The sequence below is a fragment of the Pseudomonas sp. 18173 genome (genome assembly GCF_050432945.1).
Classification (GTDB): Bacteria; Pseudomonadota; Gammaproteobacteria; order Pseudomonadales; family Pseudomonadaceae; genus Aquipseudomonas.
The window spans coordinates 83,402-106,750 of the sequence record NZ_JBKFTN010000001.1 but is presented as its reverse complement, the minus strand read 5'-3'; the positions used below and the strand labels follow the sequence as shown (position 1 = coordinate 106,750).

The window sequence follows — 23,349 nt, the reverse complement described above, 5'->3', positions numbered from 1 at the left end:
CGCGAGCAAGCCCGCTCCCACAAGGGGATATGCGGTGTTCTTGAGAGGGGCGGGCAAGCCGCCCCTCATTGGTTTAAGCGTAGCTTTCGATCGACGGGCAGGCGCAGACCAGGTTGCGGTCGCCAAACACGTTGTCGACGCGACCGACCGGTGGCCAGTACTTGCCTTCGATCAGCGACGCAACCGGGTAAACCGCTTGCTCACGGCTGTACGGGTGCGACCACTCGCCAACCAGTTCCTTGGCGGTGTGCGGAGCGTTTTTCAGCGGGTTGTCGTCCTTGTCCAGTGTGCCGTTTTCCACTGCGCGGATTTCTTCGCGGATGCGGATCATGGCGTCGCAGAAACGGTCCAGTTCTTCCTTGGATTCGCTTTCGGTCGGCTCGATCATCAGCGTGCCGGCTACCGGGAACGACATGGTCGGTGCGTGGAAGCCGAAGTCGATCAGGCGCTTGGCGACGTCATCGACGCTGATGCCGCTGCTGTCTTTCAGTGGACGCAGGTCGAGGATGCATTCGTGCGCCACCAGGCCATTGCTGCCGGTGTACAGCACCGGATAGTGCTCTTCGAGGCGACGGGAAATGTAGTTGGCATTGAGGATCGCCAACTGCGATGCACGCTTGAGGCCTGCGCCACCCATCATGCGAATGTACATCCAGGTGATCGGCAGAATGCTTGCGCTGCCGAACGGTGCTGCGCAAACGGCGCCTTCCTTGCGCTCCATCTGTGCGTGGCCCGGCAGGAATGGCGCCAGGTGCGATTTCACGCCGATCGGGCCGACACCCGGGCCGCCACCGCCGTGCGGAATGCAGAAAGTCTTGTGCAGGTTCAGGTGCGAAACGTCGCCGCCGAACTTGCCCGGTGCGCAGAGGCCGACCATGGCGTTCATGTTGGCGCCGTCGATGTACACCTGGCCGCCGTTGTCGTGAATGATGCCGCAGATTTCGCGGATGCCTTCTTCGAACACGCCGTGGGTCGACGGGTAGGTGATCATCAGTGCAGCGAGGTGTTCGCGGTGCTCGATGGCCTTGGCACGCAGGTCTTCGATGTCGACGTTGCCACGGGCATCGCACGCGGTGACGACGACACGCATGCCGGCCATTTGTGCGGTGGCCGGGTTGGTGCCGTGGGCCGACGACGGGATCAGGCAGATGTCGCGACGGTCTTCGCCACGGCTCTGGTGGTAGGCACGGATCGCCAGCAGACCTGCGTATTCGCCCTGGGAACCGGCGTTCGGTTGCAGGGACACCGAGTCATAACCGGTTGCAGCGCAAAGCATGGCTTCCAGTTCGTCGGTCAATTGCTGGTAGCCGGCGCTTTGTGCGGCCGGGGCGAACGGGTGCAGGGCACCGAATTCGGCCCAGGTCACCGGGATCATTTCGCTGGCGGCGTTGAGTTTCATGGTGCACGAACCCAGCGGGATCATGGTGCGGTCCAGCGCCAGGTCTTTGTCCGCCAGTTTGCGCAGGTAGCGCATCAGCTCGGTTTCCGAGTGATAGCGGTTGAACACCGGGTGGCTGAGGATCGGCGACTGGCGCACCAGCGCGGCCGGGATGGTGCTCTGCACCGAGGCGGCGAGGGCGGCGAAGTCCGGCAGGGCCTTGCCGTCGGACAGCAAGCCCCACAGGGTTTCAACGTCGGCCTGAGTGGTGGTTTCGTCCAGGGACAGGCCCAGGCGCTCGCCATCGACCACGCGCAGGTTGATGCGCTGGGCGTGCGCCTTGTCGTGCAGGGTGGCGGTATCAGCGCCGGTCTTCACGGTCAGCGTGTCGAAGAAGCTCGCTTGCTCGACGTTCAGGCCCAGTGCGCTCAAGCCCTTGGCCAGGATTGCAGTCAGGTGATGCACGCGATTGGCGATTTGCGTCAGGCCCTTTGGACCGTGGTACACGGCATACATGCTGGCGATGTTGGCCAGCAGTACTTGCGCGGTGCAAATGTTGCTGGTGGCTTTCTCGCGACGGATGTGTTGCTCGCGGGTCTGCATGGCCAGGCGCAGGGCCGGGTTGCCGAAACGGTCTACCGAAACACCGACCAGGCGGCCCGGCATGTCACGCTTGAAGGCGTCCTTGGTGGAGAAGTACGCCGCGTGCGGGCCACCGAAGCCCAGCGGCACGCCGAAGCGTTGTGCACTGCCGATGGCCACGTCGGCACCGAATTCGCCCGGCGCGGTCAGCACGGTCAGGGCCAGCAGGTCGGCAGCCACGGCAACGAGGGCGTTGGCGGCGTGGAAGCGTTCGGTCAGTTCGCGGTAATCGAACACGTCACCGTTGCTCGCCGGGTATTGCAGCAGGGCGCCGAAGAACGGCGTCACGTCGCTCAGTTCACGCTCGTCGCCGACCACTACGTCGATGCCCAGTGGCTCGGCACGGGTGCGCAGTACGTCGAGGGTCTGCGGGTGGCAATGCACGGAGGCGAAGAACGCGTGGCTGCTTTTGTTCTTGCTCAGGCGTTTGCAGAAGGTCATGGCTTCGGCAGCGGCGGTGGCTTCGTCGAGCAGGGAGGCGTTGGCGATCGGCAGGCCGGTGAGGTCGCTGATCAGGGTCTGGAAGTTCAGTAGCGCTTCAAGACGGCCTTGGGAAATTTCTGGCTGGTACGGGGTGTAGGCGGTGTACCAGGCCGGGTTTTCCAGCAGGTTGCGCAGGATCGGCGACGGCGTGTGGGTGCCGTAGTAACCCTGGCCGATGTAGGTCTTGAACAGCTGGTTTTTTGTTGCGATGGACTTTATCAAGGCCAGGGCATCGGCTTCGCTCAGGCCGTCTTCCAGGCCGAGGACGCTGGTGCCCTTGATGCTGTCGGGAATCACGCTGGCGCTCAGGGCTTCCAGGGAGTCGAAACCGAGGCTGTTGAGCATCGCTTGCTCGTCACCGGCACGCGGGCCGATGTGACGGGCGATGAATTCGTTGGCGGTAGTCAGATTGATCTGGGTCATGTCGGTGCTCCTCAGGCTTCGGCTTGGGCTTTGATCAGGCGGTCGTAGGCGTCCTGATCCAGCAGTTGGCCGACGGCGGTGGCGTCGCTTGGTTTGAAACGGAAGAACCAGCCTTCACCCAGCGGATCTTCGTTGACCAGTTCCGGGCTGCTGTCGAGCGCCGGGTTCACTTCCAGTACTTCGCCGTCCAGCGGCATGTACACGCCGCTGGCAGCCTTTACCGATTCCACGGTGGCGGCTTCGGCGCCTTTGTCGTAGGACTGCAGCTCAGGCAGTTGAACGAAAACCACGTCGCCCAGGGCGTTCTGTGCAAAAGCGGTGATGCCGACAGTGACGCTGCCGTCAGCTTCGGTGCGCAGCCATTCGTGATCTTCAGTAAAACGCAACTCGCTCATGGAAACTCCTAAGGGGCCAGACTCGTCTGGTGGACGCGATTGAATGCTTGGGCGATGCCCTGGTTATGGAGGACTACATAGCAAGAACGCGGCCAACGTTGTTTTTATTGTTATTAATCAATGATTTAGGTGATTTAGACAAAGGCTGAAATTCAATTGCTGTAGCGAAATCGATACGGCGTATGTCGAGGATAAAAGCCGAGGTGGATCAAAGCCTTGCACAGCCGTGATCGGAGAGGGGTGTAGCGATATCGTTCCGCTGTAGCGCTTTCAGTACAGGTGGAGGTCGTTTTTGGCGCGGTTTCGCTCCGGACACAAAACCTGTGGGAGCGGGCTTGCTCGCGAAAGCGGTATGTCAGTCGATATCAATGCTGCCTGACACTACGCATTCGCGAGCAAGCCCGCTCCCACATTGACCGAGTGTGGTTCAGGCCTTGCTCGAAATCCCGTACTTGCGCAACCGATGGGCAATCGCCGTGTGGGAGGTTTGCAGGCGGGTCGCCAGTTGCCGGGTCGAGGGGTAGCTGACGTAGAGTTTTTCCAGCAGGGTTTTCTCGAATTCGTCCATGGCCTGCTCCAGGCTGTCGACGTCATGGTCGCTCTGGCGGGCCACCGAGGTGCCGGCGATGTCGAGGTCGCCAATGTCCACCAGGCTGCTTTCGCAAATCGCCGCGGCGCGGAAGATCACGTTCTGCAATTGCCGCACGTTGCCTGGCCAGCGGTTGCCCAGCAGCGCCGGGTAAGTGCCCGGCGCCAGGCGACAGATCGGGCGCTGGATCTGCGCGCAGGCCTGCTGCATGAAGTAGCGGGCCAGCAGCAGAATGTCCTGGCCGCGCTCGCGCAATGGCGGCACTTCAACGTTGAGGACGTTGAGGCGATAGAACAGGTCTTCGCGGAACAGGCCTTCGCTGACCATTTTTTCCAGGTCGCGGTGGGTCGCACTGAGAATCCGTACGTTGACCTTGACCTCACGGTCACCGCCGACCCGGCGAAAACTGCCGTCGTTGAGGAAGCGCAGCAATTTGGCCTGCAGATACGGCGACATCTCGCCGATCTCATCGAGAAACACCGTGCCCTGGTTGGCCAGCTCCATCAGCCCTGGCTTGCCTCCTCGTTGCGCGCCGGTGAAAGCCCCGGGGGCGTAGCCGAACAGTTCACTTTCGGCGAGGTTCTCCGGTAATGCCGCGCAGTTCAACGCCAGAAACGGTGCGCTGTGCCGTGCGCTGATGGCGTGGCAGGCACGGGCCACCAGTTCCTTGCCGGTGCCGGTTTCACCCTGGATCAGCAGTGGTGCATCGAGGGCCGCCACCCGCTGGGCGCGGGCCTTGAGGGTACGGATCACCGGGGACTCGCCGAGCAGTGCATCGAAACCTTCGGCATGGTCATGGTGCAGCGCGGACAGGCGTTCGCCGATGCGGTTCGGTTGGTACAGGGTCAGCAGGGCGCCGGCGTCGGTGATCGGTGTGGCGTCGAGCAACAAGGTCTGGCCGTTGACGGTGATTTCCCGCAGCGGCAGGCGAAAGCCGTGTTCGAGCAGGGCGTCGAGCAAGGCCGGGTCGGCAAACAGGTCGGCCACGCTTTCACCGTCGGGTTCGCGGCCGTACAGGGCGATCAAGGCCGGGTTGGCCAGCAGCACCTTGCCGTCGCTGTCCAGCGCCAGCACCGGGTCGGTCATGGCGGCCAGCAACGCGTCGAGCTGCAGATGCCGGCGCTGGCCGGGCAGGATGTCGACCACCGTCACCGCTTGCACGCCACGCACGCTGAACAGGGCATCGCGCAGTTCTTCGAGGACTTGCGGGCTCAGGGTCGGGGCGTCGATGTAAACATTGGGCGGGACCATTTCCACCGCATCCAGGTTCAGATTACGCCCGCCGAGCAGGGCCAGGACTTCCTGGGTGATACCGACGCGGTCGATGAAGCTGACGTGGATACGCATGGGGCGGTTTCGGGTTCTGCAGTGCGGAGGGTGGCAAGTATGCCTTGGGGCGGGCTAATGGTGAAATCCTGCGCGGACTTCAATGGGGCGATGATCCTCCTGTGGGAGCGGGCTTGCTCGCGAAAGCGGTGTATCAGTCGCCAAGTATGGTGTCTGACACGACGCCTTCGCGAGCAAGCCCGCTCCCACAGGGGAAATGTGGGTTACTCGAATTTCTCGAGATCTATCGGGTCGCCGGATTTCATGTTCAGCTGTTTGCGTATGTCCTCGAACATCAGGTCGTAGTGCTTGTGTGTCGAGCCGATCTGACTATGGGTCTTTGGAATACCGTACTTCTCGGCGATTTTCGTCACGTTGCTGGCGAAGTTGTAGGCCTCTTCCCTGGGCAGGAAGAAGGGCTCCGACATGACCTTGCCCTGAATGCTGCCGTGCATGGTGAACTGGATGCCTTTTTCACCTTTGGCATTCTTGCTGACTTCATAGTCGAGGTGCACGTTGTAGCTGACATCGTCCGGTGTCAGCGCATGACGCTCGATGTGCAAGTGACCAGGCTCAAACTGTGCCATGGGCGTCTCTCCTTACAAGTAGGTTATGCCAGGTGTCGCCGTGCTGATGCGCGTGCCGGCCGTGCCCTGGACGATCGCTTCGATATCCGCGAGTGAGCCGATCACCGCGACCTTTCCAGTATGGCGTGCGAATTCGCAGGCTGCCTGCACCTTCGGTCCCATGGAGCCGGCGGCGAAGCCAAGTTTTTCCATTTCGTCGGGATGCGCCTTGGCGATGGATTTCTGCGTGGGTTTGCCAAAGTCGATGAAAGCGGCGTTGACGTCAGTGGCGATCACCAGCAGATCGGCTTCAAGCTGTTCGGCCAGCAGCGCCGAGCACAGGTCCTTGTCGATGACCGCTTCGACGCCTTCGAGTTTGCCGGGCGAGGTATACATGGTCGGAATGCCGCCGCCACCGGCACAGATCACGATGCTGCTTTTTTCCAGCAGCCATTTGATCGGACGGATTTCGAAGATGCGCTTGGGTTTCGGGCTGGCGACCACGCGACGGTATTTGTCGCCGTCCGGGGCAATGGCCCAGCCTTTTTCGGCAGCGAGTTTTTCCGCATCGGCCTTGCTGTAGACCGGGCCGATGGGTTTGGTCGGGTTTTTGAAGGCCGGGTCGTTGGCGTCGACTTCGACCTGGGTCAGCAAGGTCGCGAAGGGGACCTCGAAGTCCAGCAGGTTGCCCAGTTCCTGCTCGATGATGTAGCCGATCATGCCTTCGGTTTCGGCGCCGAGCACGTCCAGCGGGTAAGGGGTGACGGAAGTGTAGGCCGCCGCCTGCAAGGACAGCAGGCCGACCTGGGGGCCATTGCCGTGGGCGATGACCAGTTGGTTGCCGGGATGAATCTTGGCGATCTGTTCGGTGGCGATCCGGATATTGGCGCGCTGGTTGTCAGCGGTCATGGGTTCGCCCCGGCGGAGCAGGGCATTACCGCCTAGAGCTACGACGATACGCATGGTGCAGTCCTTCTGAGTTCGGTGATCCCCTGTAGGAGCGAGCTTGCTCGCGATGGTCGTCAACGGTGACGCGAAATTTTTTGGAATTACGCGGCGCTCTCGGGCTCATCGCGAGCAAGCTCGCTCCTACAAGGAGGGGGCGTGGATTTACAAGTCAGCCAGCGTCGACACCAGAATCGCCTTGATGGTGTGCATGCGGTTTTCCGCTTGCTCGAAGGCGATGCAGGCCGGCGACTCGAACACGTCATCGGTCACTTCGATGCCGTTCTTCAGGTGCGGGTACTGCTCGGCAATCTGCTTGCCGATCTTGGTGTCGCTGTTGTGGAACGCCGGCAGGCAGTGCATGAACTTGGTGCGCGGGTTGCCGGTGGCTTTCATCAGCTCGGCGTTGACCTGGTACGGCAGCAGTTGCTGGATGCGTTCGGCCCAGGCTTCGACCGGCTCGCCCATCGACACCCAGACGTCGGTGTGGATGAAGTCCACGTTCTTGACCGCCGCTTTCGGGTCTTCGGTGAGGGTGATGCGCGCGCCGCTTTCTTCCCCGTACTGTTTGCAGCGAGCCACCAGGTCGTCCGCCGGCCACAGGGCTTTTGGCGCGCAGATGCGCACGTCCATGCCCAGCTTGGCGCCGATCAGCAGCAGCGAGTTGCCCATGTTGTTGCGCGCATCGCCGAGGTAGGCGTAGCTGATCTCGTGGATGGGCTTGTCGGCGTGCTCACGCATGGTCAACACGTCGGCGATCATTTGCGTCGGGTGATACTCGTCGGTGAGGCCGTTGAACACCGGTACGCCGGCGTATTTGGCAAGTTCCTCGACGATCTCCTGCTTGAAGCCACGGTACTCGATGGCGTCGTACATGCGCCCGAGCACTCGGGCGGTGTCCTTCATGCTTTCCTTGTGACCGATCTGCGAAGAGTTCGGGTCGATGTAGGTGACATTGGCGCCCTGGTCATAGGCAGCAACTTCGAACGCGCAGCGGGTGCGGGTCGAGGTCTTTTCGAAGATCAGCGCGATATTGTTGCCCTTGAGATGCTGCTGTTCGGTGCCGGTGTACTTGGCACGCTTGAGGTCGCGGGACAGGTCGAGCAGGTAGCGCAATTCGCGAGGGGTGTGGTGTTCCAGGCTCAGCAGATTGCGGTTATGGATATTGAACGCCATTTTGGATCTCCTAAGGTGTCGGTTATCCCCTTGGTCCGAGCACATGCCCTTGGATAGAGGGCAGCGCGGGCCAAGGTAAACAGGTTAGTAGTCAATCGGATCGCGGATGATCGGGCAGGTCATGCAATGGCCGCCGCCCCGTCCCCGGCCGAGTTCGCCGGCGCTGATGGTGATCACTTCCACGCCGGCTTTGCGTAGCAGGGTATTGGTGTAGGTATTGCGGTCGTAGCCGATGACCACGCCGGGTTCCACGGCCACTACGTTGTTGCCGTCGTCCCATTGCTCGCGTTCGGCGGCGAAGCTGTTGCCGCCGGTTTCCACCACACGCAGGGCCTTGAGGTTGAGGGCCTGGGCCACGGTGTCGAGGAAGTTGGTTTCTTCACGGCGGATGTCGATGCCGCCGGCTTTGCTTTCATCGGGACGCAGGGTGAAGGCGACAATCTGGTTCACCACTTCCGGGAAGATCGTGACGAGGTCGCGATCGCAGAAGCTGAACACCGTGTCCAGGTGCATCGCCGCGCGGGATTTCGGCAGGCCGGCGACGATCACTTTCTCGACGGCCTTGTTCTTGAACAGGTTCACCGCCAGTTGGGCAATGGCCTGGCGCGACGAGCGTTCGCCCATGCCGATCAATACCACGCCGTTGCCGATCGGCATCACGTCACCGCCCTCGAGGGTGGAGTTGCCATGGTCCTTGTCCGGGTCGCCGTACCAGATCTGGAAGTCGGCGTTGGTGAACTCGGGGTGGAATTTGTAGATGGCGGTGGTCAGCAGGGTTTCCTGGCGGCGTGCCGGCCAATACATCGGGTTGAGGGTGACGCCACCGTAGATCCAGCAGGTGGTATCGCGGGTGAACTGGGTGTTGGGCAGCGGCGGCAGGATGAAGCTGGAGTTGCCGAGGAAGTCGCGGAACATCTCGATGGCCTTGCCACCGAAACTGGTGGGCAAGTCATCGCCCGAAACGCCGCCGATCAGGAACTCGGCGATCTTGCGCGGCTCCAGGCTACGCAGCCACGAGCTGGTTTCGTTGATCAGGCCCAGGCCCACCGAGTTGGCGGTGATCTTGCGTTCCAGGATCCAGTCCAGGGCTTCGGGAATGGCGACGATGTCGGTCAGCAGGTTGTGCATTTCCAGCACATCGATGTTGCGTTCGCGCATCTTGGTGACGAAGTCGAAGTGGTCGCGCTTGGCCTGGGCCACCCACAGCACATCATCGAACAGCAGTTCATCGCAGTTGTTCGGGGTCAGCCGCTGATGCGCAAGTCCCGGGGAGCAAACCATGACTTTGCGCAGTTTGCCGGCTTCGGAATGGACGCCGTACTTAACTTTTTCCTTGGTCATTACCGTGATCCTCCAGATGACAAAACAGGGTTTGTGCTTCCGGCAGTGGAAGCTAAAGGGTCAGGAAGCCGTCGTAGAGTCCGTAGGCCGCCACCACGGCGCCCACGACCACTGCAGCGAAAATCAGCTTCTCGACGTTGGTGAAAACCGGTTTGTTGATTTCCAGCTTGGCCTTGGCGAACAGGATCACGCCGGGGGCATAGAGCAGTGCGGACAGCAGCAGGTATTTGATGCCGCCGGCGTACAGCAACCAGATCGCGTAGATCAGGGCCACCGCGCCGATGACGAGATCCTTGCGCCGCTCGCCCGGCGCGCTTTCGTAGCTTTCGCCACGCACCGCCAACAGCAGGGCGTAGGCCGCCGACCACAGGTAGGGCACCAGGATCATCGAGGTGGCGAGGTAGATCAGCGACAGGTAGGTGCTGGCCGAGAACAGCGTGATGATCAGGAAAATCTGCACCATGGCGTTGGTCAGCCACAGGGCGTTGACCGGTACATGGTTGGCGTTTTCCTTGCGCAGGAACTCCGGCATGGTGTGGTCCTTGGCGGCGGCGAACATGATTTCCGCACACAGCAGCACCCACGACAGCAACGCCCCCAGCAACGAGATGATCAGACCGACGCTGATCAGCACCGCGCCCCAGTGACCGACCACGTGTTCCAGTACGGCGGCCATTGACGGGTTCTGCAGCTTGGCCAGTTCCGGCTGGGTCATGATCCCCAGCGACAGCACGTTGACCAGGACCAGGAACAGCAGCACGGTGACGAAACCGATCACGGTGGCCTTACCCACGTCGCTGCGTTTTTCCGCCCGGGCCGAAAAGATGCTCGCGCCTTCGATGCCGATGAACACCCACACGGTGACCAGCATCATTTTGCGTACCTGGTCCATCACGCTGCCCAGGTCCGGGTTCTTCAGGCCCCAGATGTCGGCGGTGAAGATGTCCAGCTTGAAGGCGAACAACGCGATCAGCATGAACAGCAGCAGCGGCACAATCTTGGCGACGGTGGTCACCAGGTTGATGAACGCCGCTTCCTTGATGCCTCGCAGGACCAGGAAGTGTACGGCCCAGAGCAGCACCGAGGCGCCGATCACGGCAGCGGGGGTATTGCCCTCTCCAAATAGCGGAAAGAAGTAGCCGAGGGTGCTGAACAGCAACACGAAATAACCGACGTTACCCAGCCAGGCACTGATCCAGTACCCCCAGGCAGACGAGAAGCCCATGTAGTCGCCGAAACCGGCCTTGGCGTAGGCGTAGACCCCACCGTCCAGGTCGGGTTTGCGGTTGGCCAGGGTCTGGAACACGAACGCCAGGGTGAGCATGCCGACGGCGGTGATCGCCCAACCGATCAGAATGGCGCCGACATCCGCACTCGCGGCCATGTTTTGTGGCAAGGAAAATATACCGCCACCAATCATCGAACCTACGACTAACGCAACCAGCGCGCCGAGTTTCAGTTTTCCGGGTGCTTCAGACATTGCATGACTCCAATGCAGGAGAAGAGAGGCAGCAGATTAATTCCGTTGCCTGTTCAATCAGCTGACTTAGATCATTAAATGAGAGCGTTCCCAGATTCTTGGCGGAGTGCCATCATCTTCAATGTTCCTGCCTGTAATGCCTGTCCTAGAGCCTTTTTCTGATTATCAAAGCATATTTAGAATTTGTTTCGAATTATGACGCTAGTTGGTTTTTCAGGAACTGCAAGTTTTATTCATGTATTTTTTGTACAGAATTGATGTATTAAAAAATCGTATAAAACAAATGATTATATCGACGCCAAAACAGCCGATTTGTGCAAGTAAAAATCCGTTTGTTGGCGTTATTCAATAAACGTTATTACTCTTCAGCAGTTTGGTTGACGCTCGTTATGTGACGATCCCGCGGCAGGTGTCGCCCCCCAACGAAATGGAGATGCAATGATGTCGCAATCACCGAACAAGCTTCGCCTGAGCGCGTTGATCGCGTTGGTGGTGGGTTCGATGATCGGTGGCGGGATATTTTCCCTGCCGCAAAACATGGCGGCCAAGGCCGATGCGGGAGCGATCCTGATCGGGTGGGCAATCACCGCCGTCGGCATGCTCACCCTGGCGTTCGTGTTCCAGACCCTGGCCAATCGCAAACCGGATCTGGACTCGGGGGTCTACGCCTATGCCAAGGCCGGCTTCGGCGACTACATGGGCTTTTCTTCGGCCTGGGGCTACTGGATCAGCGCCTGGCTGGGCAACGTCGGCTACTTCGTGTTGTTGTTCAGCACCCTCGGTTATTTCTTTCCGGTCTTTGGCGAAGGCAACACACCGATTGCGATCGTCTGCGCTTCGCTGCTGCTGTGGACCGTGCATTTTGTGGTGATGCGCGGGATCAAGGAGGCCGCGTTCATCAATCAGGTGACCACCGTGGCCAAGATCGTGCCGCTGATCATGTTCATCGTGATCGCCGCCGTGGCGTTCAAGGCGGACATCTTTACCCTCGATATCTGGGGTCGCAACAACCCGGAGTTTGGCAGCGTGATGGATCAGGTCCGGCACATGATGCTGGTCACGGTGTTCGTGTTTATCGGGATCGAGGGGGCCAGTGTCTATTCGGCCCGGGCGCAGAAGCGTTCCGATGTCGGTCGCGCGACGGTGATCGGCTTCATTGGCGTGTTGGCGCTACTGGTGCTGGTGAACGTGTTGTCGCTGGGGATCATGACCCAGCCTGAGCTGGCGAAACTGCAGAACCCCTCGTTGGCGGCGGTGCTTGAGCACATCGTCGGCCCCTGGGGTGCGTTGCTGATCAGCGTCGGCCTGGCGATCTCGTTGCTGGGTGCCTTGTTGTCCTGGGCACTGTTGTGCGCCGAAATCCTGTTCGCCACGGCCAAAGACAAGACCATGCCGGCATTCCTGAGCAAAGAAAACGCCAACCGTGTGCCGGTCAATGCGATGTGGCTGACCAACACGATGATTCAGCTGTTCCTGCTGATTACGCTGTTTTCCGCCGGTACTTACACCAGCCTGATTTATCTGGCGTCTTCCATGATCCTGGTGCCGTACCTGTGGTCGGCGGCCTACGCAGTGTTGTTGTGCGTGCGCGGTGAAACCTACCAGCAGGCACCGGGTGAGCGGAGCAAGGATTTGCTCATTGGCGTCATCGCCTTGAGTTACGCGGTGTGGTTGCTGTACGCCGGTGGCCTGAAGTATTTGCTGCTGTCGGCGTTACTGTATGCGCCGGGTGTGATCCTGTTTGCCAAGGCCCGCCATGAGCAGGGCATGCCATTGTTCACGGTCATCGAGAAGGGCATTTTCACCGCTGTCATCGGGGGCGCCGGGCTCGCGGCTTATGGGCTGTATAGCGGGTTGCTGAGTCTGTGAAGGTGTTGCTGGCGTATCAGCCACCCTATGACTGGCCGGCGATGCTGGGTTTTTTGTCGGCGCGGGCGATTGCGGGACTGGAAACGGTTGCCGACGGCGTTTACTCGCGCGGCTTCGAACTGCACGGTACGCAAGGTACCTTTTCCATTCGGCCAGCCACCTCTGATGCCCTTGAGCTGACGCTGGACTTTCCCGACCCGAACGCCGTGCCCGACATCGTCGCAAGCGTGCGGCGGATGTTCGATCTCGACGCGGACCTCGCCACGATCCATCGGCATTTGATAACGGTTGATCCGCTGATGGCCCGCTTGATTGCCCAGCGCCCAGGGCTGCGTGTGCCGGGGGCGTGGGACGGGCTGGAGCTGGCGATCCGCGCGGTGCTGGGGCAGCAGATTACGGTGGCGGCGGCGATCCGCCTGGCGGGGAAACTGGTGACGCAATATGGCGCAGCGCTGGGCAGACCGTTGCCAGGATTGAGCCACGTGTTCCCCACGGCTGAGGTGTTGGCGGGGGCCGATCTGGCGGCGTTGGGCATGCCGAAAAGCCGCGGCCGGACGTTGTCGGGTGTGGCTCAGGCGCTACTCGACGATCCGCGATTGTTCGAGCCCGGCCGCGAGGGGGGCGTAGCGCGGTTGCTGGCGTTGCACGGGATTGGTGACTGGACGGCGCAATACATTGCGTTGCGACAGTTGCGGGAGATGGATGGGTTTCCCAATGGCGATGTGGGGCTGATCAATGCGCTGGCGGCGCTGGAAGGGGGGCCGGTGACAGCGAAGCAGCTGTTGTTGCGGGCTGAAGGCTGGCGGCCTTATCGAGGGTATGCGGCGCAGGTGCTGTGGACTTCGTTGAGTCGGGCGGACTGAGCTGATCCGGAATTTGTACTGGCAGTCCTGACGTCTTCGCGAGCAAGCCCGCTCCCACAGGGACTGCGTTTTTCCTGACTATCGCGATCAAATGTGGGAGCGGGCTTGCTCGCGAAGGCGATCTGGCCGTCACCACCAATGTGCGCGATGCGAACCCAGTTCCGTTGCCGGTAGCGCCCACTGCAACGGCGTCCCGGTTATCTTCAAAGGTGCGTGTAACCGATGCGCCGTCCCCCACGGTGTCTGCTCCACCCTCAACCCCTGGTCCTGCTCATCTTCCGAACGTAATGTTTCACTCGTCCCGGGTCCATGCTCGATCAACAACTTCGCCGTACGCGCCAGCGACAACTGCGCCGAGCCTCCCATGCCGTTGCTCAACCGCTGCGCCAGCAACCTGATCGCACTGGCTGCCATCAAATACCCGGTGGCGTGATCGAGGGCCTGCACCGGCAACGGCGTCGGCTTGTCCGCCTGCTTCCACTGCATGCCCGCTTCGGCAATGCCGCTGCTCATCTGCACCAGGCTGTCGAAGCCCCGGCGGTTTTGCCAGGGGCCACTCCAGCCGTAGGCGTTCAGGCAAACATCAATCAGGCCCGGGTTCAGTTGTCGGCGCTCATTCGTGCCGAAGCCCAGTCGCTCCAGCGCATCGGCACGATAGCCATGGAGCAGGATGTCGGCGTCCTTGAGCAGGCTTTCGAATACGCCGCGGTCGGACCTGTCGTTCAGGTCCAGACGCGCGCAACGTTTTCCCAAAGTGACCTCCGGCACCACCCCCGGCTCGTTCCAGGTCGGTGGATCGATGCGCAAGACATCGGCGCCGAGACCAGCCATGAAGCGACTGGCGATGGGACCTGCCAGTACCCGGGTCAAGTCCAGCACTTTGATGCCGGCCAGTGGTCGAGTGTCTGAACCGGTCCACGGTTTGCGGCTCTGGCCTGGGTGGTTGGCAAATAGAACCAGGGGCTCGGCATTGACTGCCTGGCCCTGAGGATGGGCCTGCCATTGTTCCCTGGTACGCATTTCGGCTGCACAGCCACCGGCATCGACCACCGCCTGTTCCAGCTCGCTCTTCGCCCATTGCACCACTTTGCCGGCCATCGCCGCACGGTCGGCACAGGCACCGAGCACGCTTTCTGCCGCGGCGCGGTGATGGGGCGCGTTGGTGTGCAGGCGAATCCAGCCATCGCGGGTGGCGTAGTCACCGGCTACCGGGTCCCACAGCGGTGGAACGCTCCAGCCGATCGGACGAATCGAGGTGGCGAACCAGAAGGACGCCAGGCGTCGGTCAACTTCAAGGTCGGGCAGGTGTCCGGTTTGTTGGTGCAGCAGTTCGCTGACGGCCTGGCCGGCAGCGGCCACGCTGGAGCAGGCCAGGTCAGTGACGGCAAACGCCGAGGGCAGGGCGCCGCTGGAGGTGAATGGAATGGGGGTGTGCGGCAAACCGAGTGCGGCTTGAATGGACGTGAGCAGATCAGTCATCGAAGGGCCTCCGGAGTGAGAGGCCGAGCATAGATCAAAAAAACTGAGGTCAGATGAAATCCATCTGTGGGAGCGGGCTTGCTCGCGAATGCGATCCATCATTCAACGATGATGGTGACGGATACACCGCATTCGCGAGCAAGCCCGCTCCCACAGGGGATGCGCGGTTGCTTACACGCGGAACTGATCCATCAATTTCATCTGGTGGGTGGTCAGGGCATTGAGCTGGCTGCTGATCTGCGCCGATTCGGTGGCCTGGCCGGTCAGGGTTTCGGTGACGGTGCGGATCGCCGAGACGTTGCGGTTGACCTCTTCGGCCACGGCGCTTTGCTGCTCGGCGGCGCTGGCGATTTGCAGGTTCATGTCGCTGATCACGGTGACCGCGTCGCTGATCTTGCCCAAGGCCTGGACTGCTTGCTGGATCTGCCCGGCATTGCTGTGGGCCTGGGTCTGGCTTGAATGCATGGTGGCGACCACGCCACGGGTGCCGGACTGGATGCGTTCGATCACCAGGCGAATTTCCTCCACCGAATCTTGGGTGCGTTTGGCCAGGTTGCGCACTTCATCGGCCACCACCGCAAAGCCGCGACCGCTCTCGCCGGCGCGAGCGGCTTCAATCGCTGCGTTGAGGGCCAGCAGGTTGGTTTGTTCGGCGATGCTGCGAATCACCTCCAGCACCGAACCGATCTGTTCGCTGTTGACCGCGAGGGCTTCGACTTCGGTCACGGCCTTGCTGACTTCTTCGGCCAGTTGATTGATGTCGCGGGTGCTGCGCTCGATGATCGACATGCCGTCGCGGGCCGACTGGTCGGCGCCCTTGGCGGCATTGGCCGCGTTCGAGGCGCTGTTGGCGACATCGTGGGCGGTGGCGCTCATCTCGTTGGACGCCGTGGCGACCTGGTCGATTTCGCGGAACTGCACCTGCATGCCTTCGCTGGTCTGGCGGGCAATCTCCGACGACTGATCGGCCGTGCCGCGGGCGTCGGCGATGCTTTGCTTGATCTGCGCGATGGTCGGTTGCAGCTTGTCGAGGAAGCGGTTGAACCAGCTCACCAGTTCGCCCAGTTCGTCCTGCTTGCTGTAGTGCAGGCGCTGAGTCAGGTCGCCGTCGCCGCTGGCAATCGCCTTGAGCATCTGCGCCACGCTATTGATCGGCCGGGTGACGCCGGAGGCGGTCAGCCACATCAGCAGCAGGCCGAGTACACCGGCGATCACCGCCACCGACAAGGCCTTGATCGTGCCGCTCTGCTGGGCATCGTCGAGCACCGCCTGGAGTTTCACCGAGTCGGCCAGCAGCACTTGTCTGGGCAGGTCGATCACCACGGCCCAGGCCTTGGCATCGGCAATCGGGCTGACCGGGTACACCGCACGGATCAGGTCGCCTTGCTGGAGAATCTTCGGTGCACCGCTGCCGAGCAATTGCAGGATGTCCTTGCCATCCGCGCCCAGGGTGTCGCCGATGCTCTTGCCGACTTTCGTCGCATCGACGCTGTAGGCCGCCATCACGCCGGTGCCGGAGACAATCAGCATGTGCCCGGCGTTGTTGAACAGTTCACGCTGGGAATCGATCGCTGCCGCTTGCAGGGCGTCGAGGGCGATGTCGATACCGACCACGCCGATGGACTTGCCATCCACCAGCAACGGTACGGAAATGGTGGTCATCAACACTTCCTTGCCGCCGACAGTATCGGCGTACGGGTCGAGCAGGCAGGTGCGCTTGCTGTCCCGTGGGCAGGTGTACCAGACGTTGTACGGTGTGCCGCTGAGGTTCAGGGTGGTCTTGGTCATGTCCTCTTCGACCATGATCGTGTTCAGCGACTCACCCCCGGCACGGCTCCAGTACGTGGCGAAACGCCCGGTCTCGTTGGATTGACGGGCGGCGTCGCCGACGAACTCGCTGTCCTTGCCATCCAGGCCATTGGGTTCGAACGCCAGCCAGATGCCCAGCACTTTGCCGTTGCGCTCGAAGGCGGTTTTCAGGCTCTGGTTCAACTCTTCACGCAGGGCGCCGGGCTCCAGCGAACGCTTGGCGGCGAGGTTGCGCATGTCCTTGATCTGGTCCGCGAGCGCCGTGACCACCGTCAGGGTTTCACCGAATGTCTTCTGTACCCGCACCGCTTGCTCGGCGGCCTTGGCCTGGAGCAGGTCCTGCACACTGGCGGTGAGCATTCTGCTGCTGGAGTCATTGACCAGGTCATCGTTCTGATTGGTCTGGTAAATGTTCATGCCCACTATCAAGGCGACTACACCCAGCAGGCACAGACCGGACAGCAGGACGATTTTCAGGCGGATGGACAGTGAGTCGAACATAGGGCGAACTCGCGAATGGATGACGTGTTGGCTGGGGGCCTTTGCGGCCCGCTGGCTAAATCCGTTTAGCGCCGATCAATGCACATCGGCGTGGCGAAGAGGTTACATGAGGGGTAACCCGACGAACGGTAGTGGTTGAACGTTTGCGCAGAAAAATGTGCCGAAAAGACGGTTAAAACGAGGAAAAATCACGCTATGGGCTCATCAATTTAGTACCGACACCCAAGGTGTTCTTGCGCTTTAAATAACTCTCACGAAATACATATGTACCGCTTCTCATAAAGGGCAGACCGATTAAATGCAGGTGCCACCTCGGTGGAGCGCTCCCGGAAGTTCTGGCTACCGGCATCTGACATTAAAAAACGAGAAGACCCTATGTGGATCACTTGCTTTAAAAGGACCGGGTTGCACTCGGTGTTGTTGTTTTGGGGAATGTTATTGGCGGCAGGCGCGGCACCTGCCATGTCGTTTCTGAACTCGGCCGCGGTTTCGGGTATCGCCTCTCAAATCCCCCCGGCGGCCACGGTACTGCCGGACAAACTGAACACCCTCAAGGAAAGTCTGGCTGACGAAACGGATGTAAAGCATTACCGCTTCATGGCGGTGCGGGGGCAGGACGTGTGGATCAAGGCGACGGGGACCAATGGCGGGTCATTGACGCTGGAATACAATCGCAATGGCGCATGGACCCTAATCCCTTGGGGGAAACCCTTTACGGTGTCTGGCTTGCAGCCGAATCAGGAAGTTCAGGTTCGCATCTCGAAGAAGCCGTCCACTGCGTTCGTGGCGGGTGATATCTACACGCTCGATTTTGGCTCAGCGCCTTATTACGCCGACAGTCGTGTCCGGGGCGATGCCGGTGAGCTGCCGCTGTACTGGGCAACTACGCAGGCCTACAGAGTCTTGAACTGGTCGGTGCGGCTGAGGGATTCGACAGGGCAGCCGCTCGAAGGCGCTAAAGCTACCTTGATATTGAACAAGGGGGGGGATGGAAAAAAATACGACCTTATAACGGACAGCACTGGCAGCGCCGCGCAAGCCCTCGAGTTGGGCAGGTGTTATGGCCAGTTGAAGTCTGAGCCTTTCTGGACCAGCAGTGGCAAGTATCGCTATAAGTGGGAAGTTGAATACAACCTGGGGCATTGGTCGATTCAGGTTCAAGACAAAGAGAATTCGGGTGTAGGAGGTTACAACGTGCCGAATGTTTCATTTGCTCAAATCTGCTATCAAAACATGTTGCGCAACTAGATCTGTCATGTTCCCGGCAAGCGGTCTGCATACCCGCTTTGCCGGGCTTTATCAGTCGATCAGGCCTCGATGTGCAGCCCCGTTTTTTTCTCGATCGGATCCTTTTCGGCTTTTTTATGCAATTGATCCAGCCAGGAGTCGGAATTTCTGAGATCCAGCGCACCTTTGTTCAGCAGTAATCCATAGTCAACCATCTTGTGGAAGTTGCTCAGGTCCAGTTTCACCTTGCCCTCGAACTGTGGCTTATCCCGCTTGACCAGTTCGATCACGGTCTTGGCGTGCTTGACGGTCAGGGATTGCAAGCCTTTTGCCTCATTCAACAGGGCATTCAGTATTTCTTCATCCCTGGCAGTCAGTGTGTTGGGTGGCGAAGTGACTTTCAGCTGACCGTCTTCGGCCACGGTGAACCCCATTGGCTTATTGGCCAGGCCAGACCATTTGTTCTGCAGGTCATTTTTGAAAACGGAGTAAATCTTTTCCATTTCGCGGAGCATGTCTCCTGCGCGGAGTTCGTTAGCCCACTGGATTACAGCTCTAAAGGACTTTATCTCGCTTCGCAGGTCCATGTACTCGCGATCTGGATGAACGACGTCCAAGAATTTTTCCACTTCATCCAGGTCTTCGTTGGTCATACCACCCTGTAGAGGTGTCAGGAGTTTGTCGATGGTCGACTTCACTCTTTTTTCATCAATGATCAGCCCTTCAAATTTCTCGAGTTTGTCTACTTCCGCTTTCGCTTGCACCGCCTGCGGACGCGGAATTTGATACCAGGCAGGACCTATATTCATATCAGTTTCTCGTTGTGGGGGTTCCAAAATGCTTAGCGGCCAGTTCCGGAAATGGATGACCTGATAAACACGTAGGAGAAGTCCGAACAACAAGTAAGTACTTTCATGCGTGCCGTTGTCGGCTGTTACAGGAAGGTCACAAGAGCCTTCAGGTGCCCTGCGGCAGTGATTCCGGCCGTGACCAGATCCACAGATTGCCCAGCCCCATTCCGGCGATCGCCAGATAGACCGGCCAGCCGTGATCGAGCATCACCAGCATCAGGCCGGCACATGCCAGCATGCTGACAGTGGCGCTGAGTTTTGCCCGACGCGCGATGATCTTGCCGTTGCGCCAGTTATGGAGAATGGGGCCGAACAGCCGGTGGTTTTCCAGCCAGGCACTCAGGCGCGGCGAACTGCGGGTCGCGGCCCAGGCGGCCAGCAGGATGAACTCGGTGGTGGGCAGGCCGGGAATGACGATGGCGATCAAGCCGATACCCAGGCTGACATAGGCCAGCAGGCCGAAGAGGAGGCGGGAGAGTCTGGAGGAGGCTGGCATGGGCTCAAGGCAACATGTGGGGCTGATCGAAATCTTACGGATTTGCTTCGTTCCTTGTGGGAGCGGGCTTGCTCGCGAAGAGGTCATCAGCCTCAACATCAACGTTGACTGACACACCGCTTTCGCGAGCAAGCCCGCTCCCACAAGGGGAACGCGTTGGGTCAGGCGGCTTCGGTAGCGTAAGCCCGCTCCAGCAGCACCGTAAAACGGTTGAACGCGTCGATGGCGCCTTTTTCCACTTCGGCTTCTTCCCGGGCGCTGAATTCCAGGCCATCGAGGGTCTTGACGAAGCTCTTCCAGCCTTCAGCGCGGCCACCGGCCGGTTCGCCGAGGTGGCGGGCGCCGAAGGTCTCGCTCAGGCCAAGGCCCACGGCACGCTTGATCAGGAAGGCTGCGCCGAGTTTCGAGCCTTCGGAGACGAAGAGCCAGCCCAGGGCTTGGGCTTTGGTCGGGTTCTTCAGGGCACCGGCAACGGGCGCCGGCACGTCGGTGTCCAGGTCCGCCAGGTCAGCTTTGGCCGCATCGGCACGGCAGCGGGCTGGCAGGTCCGGGACGATGGCGGTCAGTTCGGCATCGTTGTACAGCGAGACCAGTTCCGACTGGAACAGGTACTGCGCCACCACGAAGCGGGCGAAACTGGCCTGGGTTTCAAACGGGGAGTGGGCCTTGACCAGGGCATCGAGCTTGCTGTGCGGCTCGTTGGTGATCTGGTTCAAACGCTGGGAACGCAGGCTGGGGCGTTGCTCGGTGTCTTGGGTGGTCATGGCAATTCCTTGGGGGAAAAAGAGGCGCTTGGTTACGAGACGAACCAGCAGGCGCCTGACAGTAAAAAATCCTCGCCGGACGGCTTCAATCAACCGCCCGGCGGGATGCCGGATCAGATGTCCCAGATCAGGTTGACCGCAAAGTTGCGACCCGGCTGGGTCAGGCGGTCGAGGTTGGCCGGCTGGGTTACCGAGGCTTCGCCGACGCTGTCAAAGCCGCGCACGTCATCCCACAGCCAGTATTTCTTGTCGGTCAGGTTGTAGACGCCGCCACTGACGGTCACCTCGTCGGTCACCTTGTAGAACGCGCTCAGGTCCAGAATGCCGAAGCCCGGGGTCTTGAACTGGGTGCTGGTGCCGTCCGGGGTCTTGAAGCTGGTACTGTCGACGCGGTCTTTCTTCTTCACCAGCGTCCAGCTGAGCAAGCCACCGTAGTTGTCCTGGTCGTAGCCGAGGCCGAGTACACCGGTCAGCGGGTTGACGCTGTTGAGCGGCTCGCCGCTGTCGTCGTTGCGACCGTAGGCATAGGCCACCGAGCCCCGGGTATAGAGGCCCTGCGGCGCGCCGAAAGCGTCGAGGTTCAGGCGGCCCTTGACCTCGGCGCCCTTGATGGTGGCGTGCTTGATGTTGTTGCTCTGGAAAGTGGTCTCGGTGTAGCCGGGCGTGATGGCGTTCTCGTCAATGAAGTCGCGGTATTTGTTGTAGAACACGGCCACGTCAAACGAACCCTGCTCGAAGTTGCCGCGCAAACCCGTCTCGTAGCTTTTGCTCTTTTCCGGTTCGAGGTTCGGGTTGGGCGCGACCTGATAGCCGCCGGCGAGGTTTTCGAAACGACCATACAAGGCCTTGGCGGTCGGGGTACGGAAGCCTTCGGCATATTGGCCGTACCAGGTGTAGTGGTCGTTGAAGCTGTAGGTGGTGCCGAATTTTGGCGACAGGCGATGCCAGGTCTTGGTCTCGTCGCTCACCACACCGTTGCGGCTCTGGTCAGCGGTGGCCAGGAACTCTTCGGTGATGTGCGGCTTGAGCTGGGTGTAGTCGTAGCGAGCACCGGGCACGAAGGTCCAGTTGCCCCAGCTGATCAGATCCTGGGCGAACAGGCTGTAGCTGGTGACGGTCGGGTCCGGGAAGTCACTGGCGGGTACCAGCGTGTCGGCGGCACTAGGGGCGCCGATGACCCGGCAGGAACCGGCCACGGTCAGGCAGGTGCCACTACCGGTGCGCAAGCCGGTGATCTTGTCCTGCTTGATGGTGGTGCCATAGGTGACGAGGTGGTCGGTGTCGGCGATGGCAAACGACTTGTCAGCCTGGGCGTCGAATACCCATTGGCGGTCCTTGTAGGTGGTATCGCGGTTACGCAGCACGGTCCTGGACGGCGGCGCGTAGATTTCCTCGGTGCTCTGGTCGGTCTTGGCGATCTGGTAGTTCAGTGTCCACTTGATGTTGTCGGCCAGGGCGCTGTCCAGGCCGAAGCTGTGTTCCAGGCCAAAGCGTTCGCGGGTGATCGTGTCGTTGCCGGTACGGGACTTGTAGTAGCCGAAACCGCGTCCGGCATTGAACGGGCCGCCCACGGCGCTCAATTGATTGGTATCGCGGTCGTCCTTGTAGTGCTCGTAGGTCAGGCCAAAACGCGCGTCGTCAGCGTAATTCCAGCCCAGTTTGGCCAGCACGCTGGTGGTGCGCACATCCTCGGGGTTGGCTTGCGTACGATTCAGGCCAGTGCCGCCGGTTTCTCCAAAGGACTCGGTTTCATGACCGTTGCGCTGACTGAGATGCAACAGGCCATCGAACTCACCGGTACGGCCTGCGACGGTGCCGGACGTCAGCCAGCTGTCGTCGGCGGAGCTGTAGCCGGTTTTCAGGCGTGCGCCGACATCCTTGCCCGGTTTGATGATGTCGTCCGGGTCCAGCGTGTAGTAGCTGACGGCACCGCCAATGGCGTTGCTGCCGTACAGGACAGAGGCCGGGCCCCGGAGGATTTCCACACGCTTGACGACTTCCGGGTCGACATAGTTGCGGTTGGTCTGTGCATAGGGGCCATTGAAGAAGCCGTCGGGCACCTGCACGCCATCGATCTGGGTCAGCACGCGGTCGCCATCGATACCGCGAATGTTGTAGCCCGTGATGCCGGCGCGCTGGCCCGAGCCACCCACCGAAACACCGGGTTCGTAGCGCACCAGTTCCTTGATGGTATTGACGTTGTTACGGTCCAGATCTTCGCGGGTGTAGACAGAGACTGTGCTGGGAACGCTGTTCACATCCTGTTCGTTTCGGGTGGCGCTGATGGTCACCTGATCCAGATTCAGCGCGCTGTTATTGCTGCGCTTTTCCAGGACGATGCTGTTGTTGCCCAGTTTGCGATAGCTCAGGTTGGTCCCCACCAACAGGCGATCCAGGGCTTTCTCCGGCGACAGCGAACCACGGACGCCCGGCGAGGCCACACCTTGCGCCAGCTCCGACGACACGCCGACCTGCCAGCCCGTCACGGCGGTAAAGGCATTGAGTGCCGACACCAGGGACTGTTGGGGAATGGCGAACGGGTAATCGCCCATTTTGCGGGTCGACTGCTCGGTGGCGGTGGCGGCCATGAGCGGTGCGGCACCGGCCATCAGGATGGCTGCGGTCAGCAGCGACAGCACGCGGGAGGGTGAAGAGGCTGGACGGGTAAGGCGAGAGGACATCGATAGCGCTCCGGGTCGCACGAATCTTTATAGGTGCTGATTGGCAGGGTTAGATGCGAATCAAT

At 60.6% G+C, this 23,349-nt stretch carries 16 protein-coding genes and 2 pseudogenes; 3 read left to right on the top strand and 15 right to left on the bottom strand.

Annotated features, from left to right (window positions below):
• Positions 1-73 precede the first annotated feature (73 nt).
• The 8 genes from gcvP to arcD (ACLD1X_RS00455) all read right to left on the bottom strand — a co-directional run bounded on the left by gcvP (position 74) and on the right by arcD (ACLD1X_RS00455) (position 10,744).
• Positions 74-2,926: an aminomethyl-transferring glycine dehydrogenase gene (gcvP, locus tag ACLD1X_RS00490; protein ID WP_429365675.1), complete on the bottom strand. Its 2,853-nt coding sequence runs from the start codon at positions 2,924-2,926 to the stop codon at positions 74-76.
• 11 nt (positions 2,927-2,937) lie between these two features.
• Positions 2,938-3,321 carry a glycine cleavage system protein GcvH gene (gene gcvH / locus ACLD1X_RS00485; RefSeq protein ID WP_007982298.1) on the bottom strand — a complete coding sequence of 128 codons (384 nt, stop codon included), beginning with the start codon at positions 3,319-3,321 and terminating at the stop codon, positions 2,938-2,940.
• A gap of 427 nt (positions 3,322-3,748) precedes the next feature.
• The gene (locus ACLD1X_RS00480) at positions 3,749-5,257 is read right to left on the bottom strand and encodes a sigma-54-dependent transcriptional regulator (RefSeq protein WP_429365674.1); all 1,509 of its coding nucleotides are present in this window, start codon (positions 5,255-5,257) and stop codon (positions 3,749-3,751) included.
• Between the two features lie 203 nt (positions 5,258-5,460).
• The gene (locus ACLD1X_RS00475) at positions 5,461-5,823 is read right to left on the bottom strand and encodes a DUF5064 family protein (RefSeq protein WP_429365673.1); all 363 of its coding nucleotides are present in this window, start codon (positions 5,821-5,823) and stop codon (positions 5,461-5,463) included.
• A gap of 12 nt (positions 5,824-5,835) precedes the next feature.
• On the bottom strand, positions 5,836-6,765 hold the full coding sequence (arcC, locus tag ACLD1X_RS00470) for a carbamate kinase (RefSeq protein WP_429365672.1): 930 nt from the start codon (positions 6,763-6,765) through the stop codon (positions 5,836-5,838).
• 147 nt (positions 6,766-6,912) lie between these two features.
• A complete protein-coding gene (locus ACLD1X_RS00465; RefSeq protein ID WP_429365671.1) occupies positions 6,913-7,923 on the bottom strand; it encodes an ornithine carbamoyltransferase in 1,011 nt (336 codons plus the stop codon).
• An 84-nt stretch (positions 7,924-8,007) separates the two neighbouring features.
• Positions 8,008-9,264 carry an arginine deiminase gene (gene arcA / locus ACLD1X_RS00460; RefSeq protein WP_429365670.1) on the bottom strand — a complete coding sequence of 419 codons (1,257 nt, stop codon included), beginning with the start codon at positions 9,262-9,264 and terminating at the stop codon, positions 8,008-8,010.
• Between the two features lie 52 nt (positions 9,265-9,316).
• A complete protein-coding gene (gene arcD / locus ACLD1X_RS00455) occupies positions 9,317-10,744 on the bottom strand; it encodes an arginine-ornithine antiporter (protein WP_429365669.1) in 1,428 nt (475 codons plus the stop codon).
• Between the two features lie 441 nt (positions 10,745-11,185).
• Between arcD (ACLD1X_RS00455) and arcD (ACLD1X_RS00450) the strand changes: the two genes are divergently transcribed.
• Together arcD (ACLD1X_RS00450) and ACLD1X_RS00445 are read left to right on the top strand one after the other, a co-directional pair.
• Positions 11,186-12,613: an arginine-ornithine antiporter gene (gene arcD, locus ACLD1X_RS00450; RefSeq protein ID WP_429365920.1), complete on the top strand. Its 1,428-nt coding sequence runs from the start codon at positions 11,186-11,188 to the stop codon at positions 12,611-12,613.
• The gene (locus ACLD1X_RS00445) at positions 12,610-13,476 is read left to right on the top strand and encodes a DNA-3-methyladenine glycosylase family protein (protein ID WP_429365668.1); all 867 of its coding nucleotides are present in this window, start codon (positions 12,610-12,612) and stop codon (positions 13,474-13,476) included. Before arcD (ACLD1X_RS00450) ends, ACLD1X_RS00445 begins: the two co-directional genes overlap by 4 nt.
• Before the next feature lie 129 nt (positions 13,477-13,605).
• On the opposite strand, the gene ACLD1X_RS00440 is transcribed toward ACLD1X_RS00445, so the two are convergent.
• The 3 genes and pseudogenes from ACLD1X_RS00440 to ACLD1X_RS00430 all read right to left on the bottom strand — a co-directional run.
• Complete coding sequence (locus ACLD1X_RS00440) at positions 13,606-14,955, bottom strand: CoA transferase (protein ID WP_429365667.1); 1,350 nt, start codon at positions 14,953-14,955, stop codon at positions 13,606-13,608.
• Between the two features lie 171 nt (positions 14,956-15,126).
• Positions 15,127-15,657 (bottom strand): annotated as a pseudogene (locus ACLD1X_RS00435) (methyl-accepting chemotaxis protein); the annotation flags it as partial.
• 375 nt (positions 15,658-16,032) lie between these two features.
• A pseudogene (locus ACLD1X_RS00430) lies at positions 16,033-17,001 on the bottom strand (chemotaxis protein); the annotation flags it as partial.
• A gap of 726 nt (positions 17,002-17,727) precedes the next feature.
• Here ACLD1X_RS00430 and ACLD1X_RS00425 point away from each other — a divergent pair.
• Positions 17,728-18,513 carry a hypothetical protein gene (locus ACLD1X_RS00425; RefSeq protein WP_429365666.1) on the top strand — a complete coding sequence of 262 codons (786 nt, stop codon included), beginning with the start codon at positions 17,728-17,730 and terminating at the stop codon, positions 18,511-18,513.
• A gap of 59 nt (positions 18,514-18,572) precedes the next feature.
• Here the strand turns inward: ACLD1X_RS00425 and ACLD1X_RS00420 are convergent, their stop codons facing one another.
• The 4 genes from ACLD1X_RS00420 to ACLD1X_RS00405 all read right to left on the bottom strand — a co-directional run bounded on the left by ACLD1X_RS00420 (position 18,573) and on the right by ACLD1X_RS00405 (position 23,284).
• Positions 18,573-19,301 carry a hypothetical protein gene (locus tag ACLD1X_RS00420; RefSeq protein ID WP_429365665.1) on the bottom strand — a complete coding sequence of 243 codons (729 nt, stop codon included), beginning with the start codon at positions 19,299-19,301 and terminating at the stop codon, positions 18,573-18,575.
• A 148-nt stretch (positions 19,302-19,449) separates the two neighbouring features.
• Positions 19,450-19,839: a YbaN family protein gene (locus ACLD1X_RS00415; RefSeq protein ID WP_429365664.1), complete on the bottom strand. Its 390-nt coding sequence runs from the start codon at positions 19,837-19,839 to the stop codon at positions 19,450-19,452.
• Between the two features lie 161 nt (positions 19,840-20,000).
• Complete coding sequence (locus ACLD1X_RS00410; RefSeq protein ID WP_429365663.1) at positions 20,001-20,603, bottom strand: biliverdin-producing heme oxygenase; 603 nt, start codon at positions 20,601-20,603, stop codon at positions 20,001-20,003.
• Positions 20,604-20,716: 113 nt separating this feature from the next.
• Entirely contained in the window at positions 20,717-23,284 is a 2,568-nt protein-coding gene (locus tag ACLD1X_RS00405; RefSeq protein ID WP_429365662.1) for a TonB-dependent receptor, read from the bottom strand.
• Positions 23,285-23,349 lie beyond the last annotated feature (65 nt).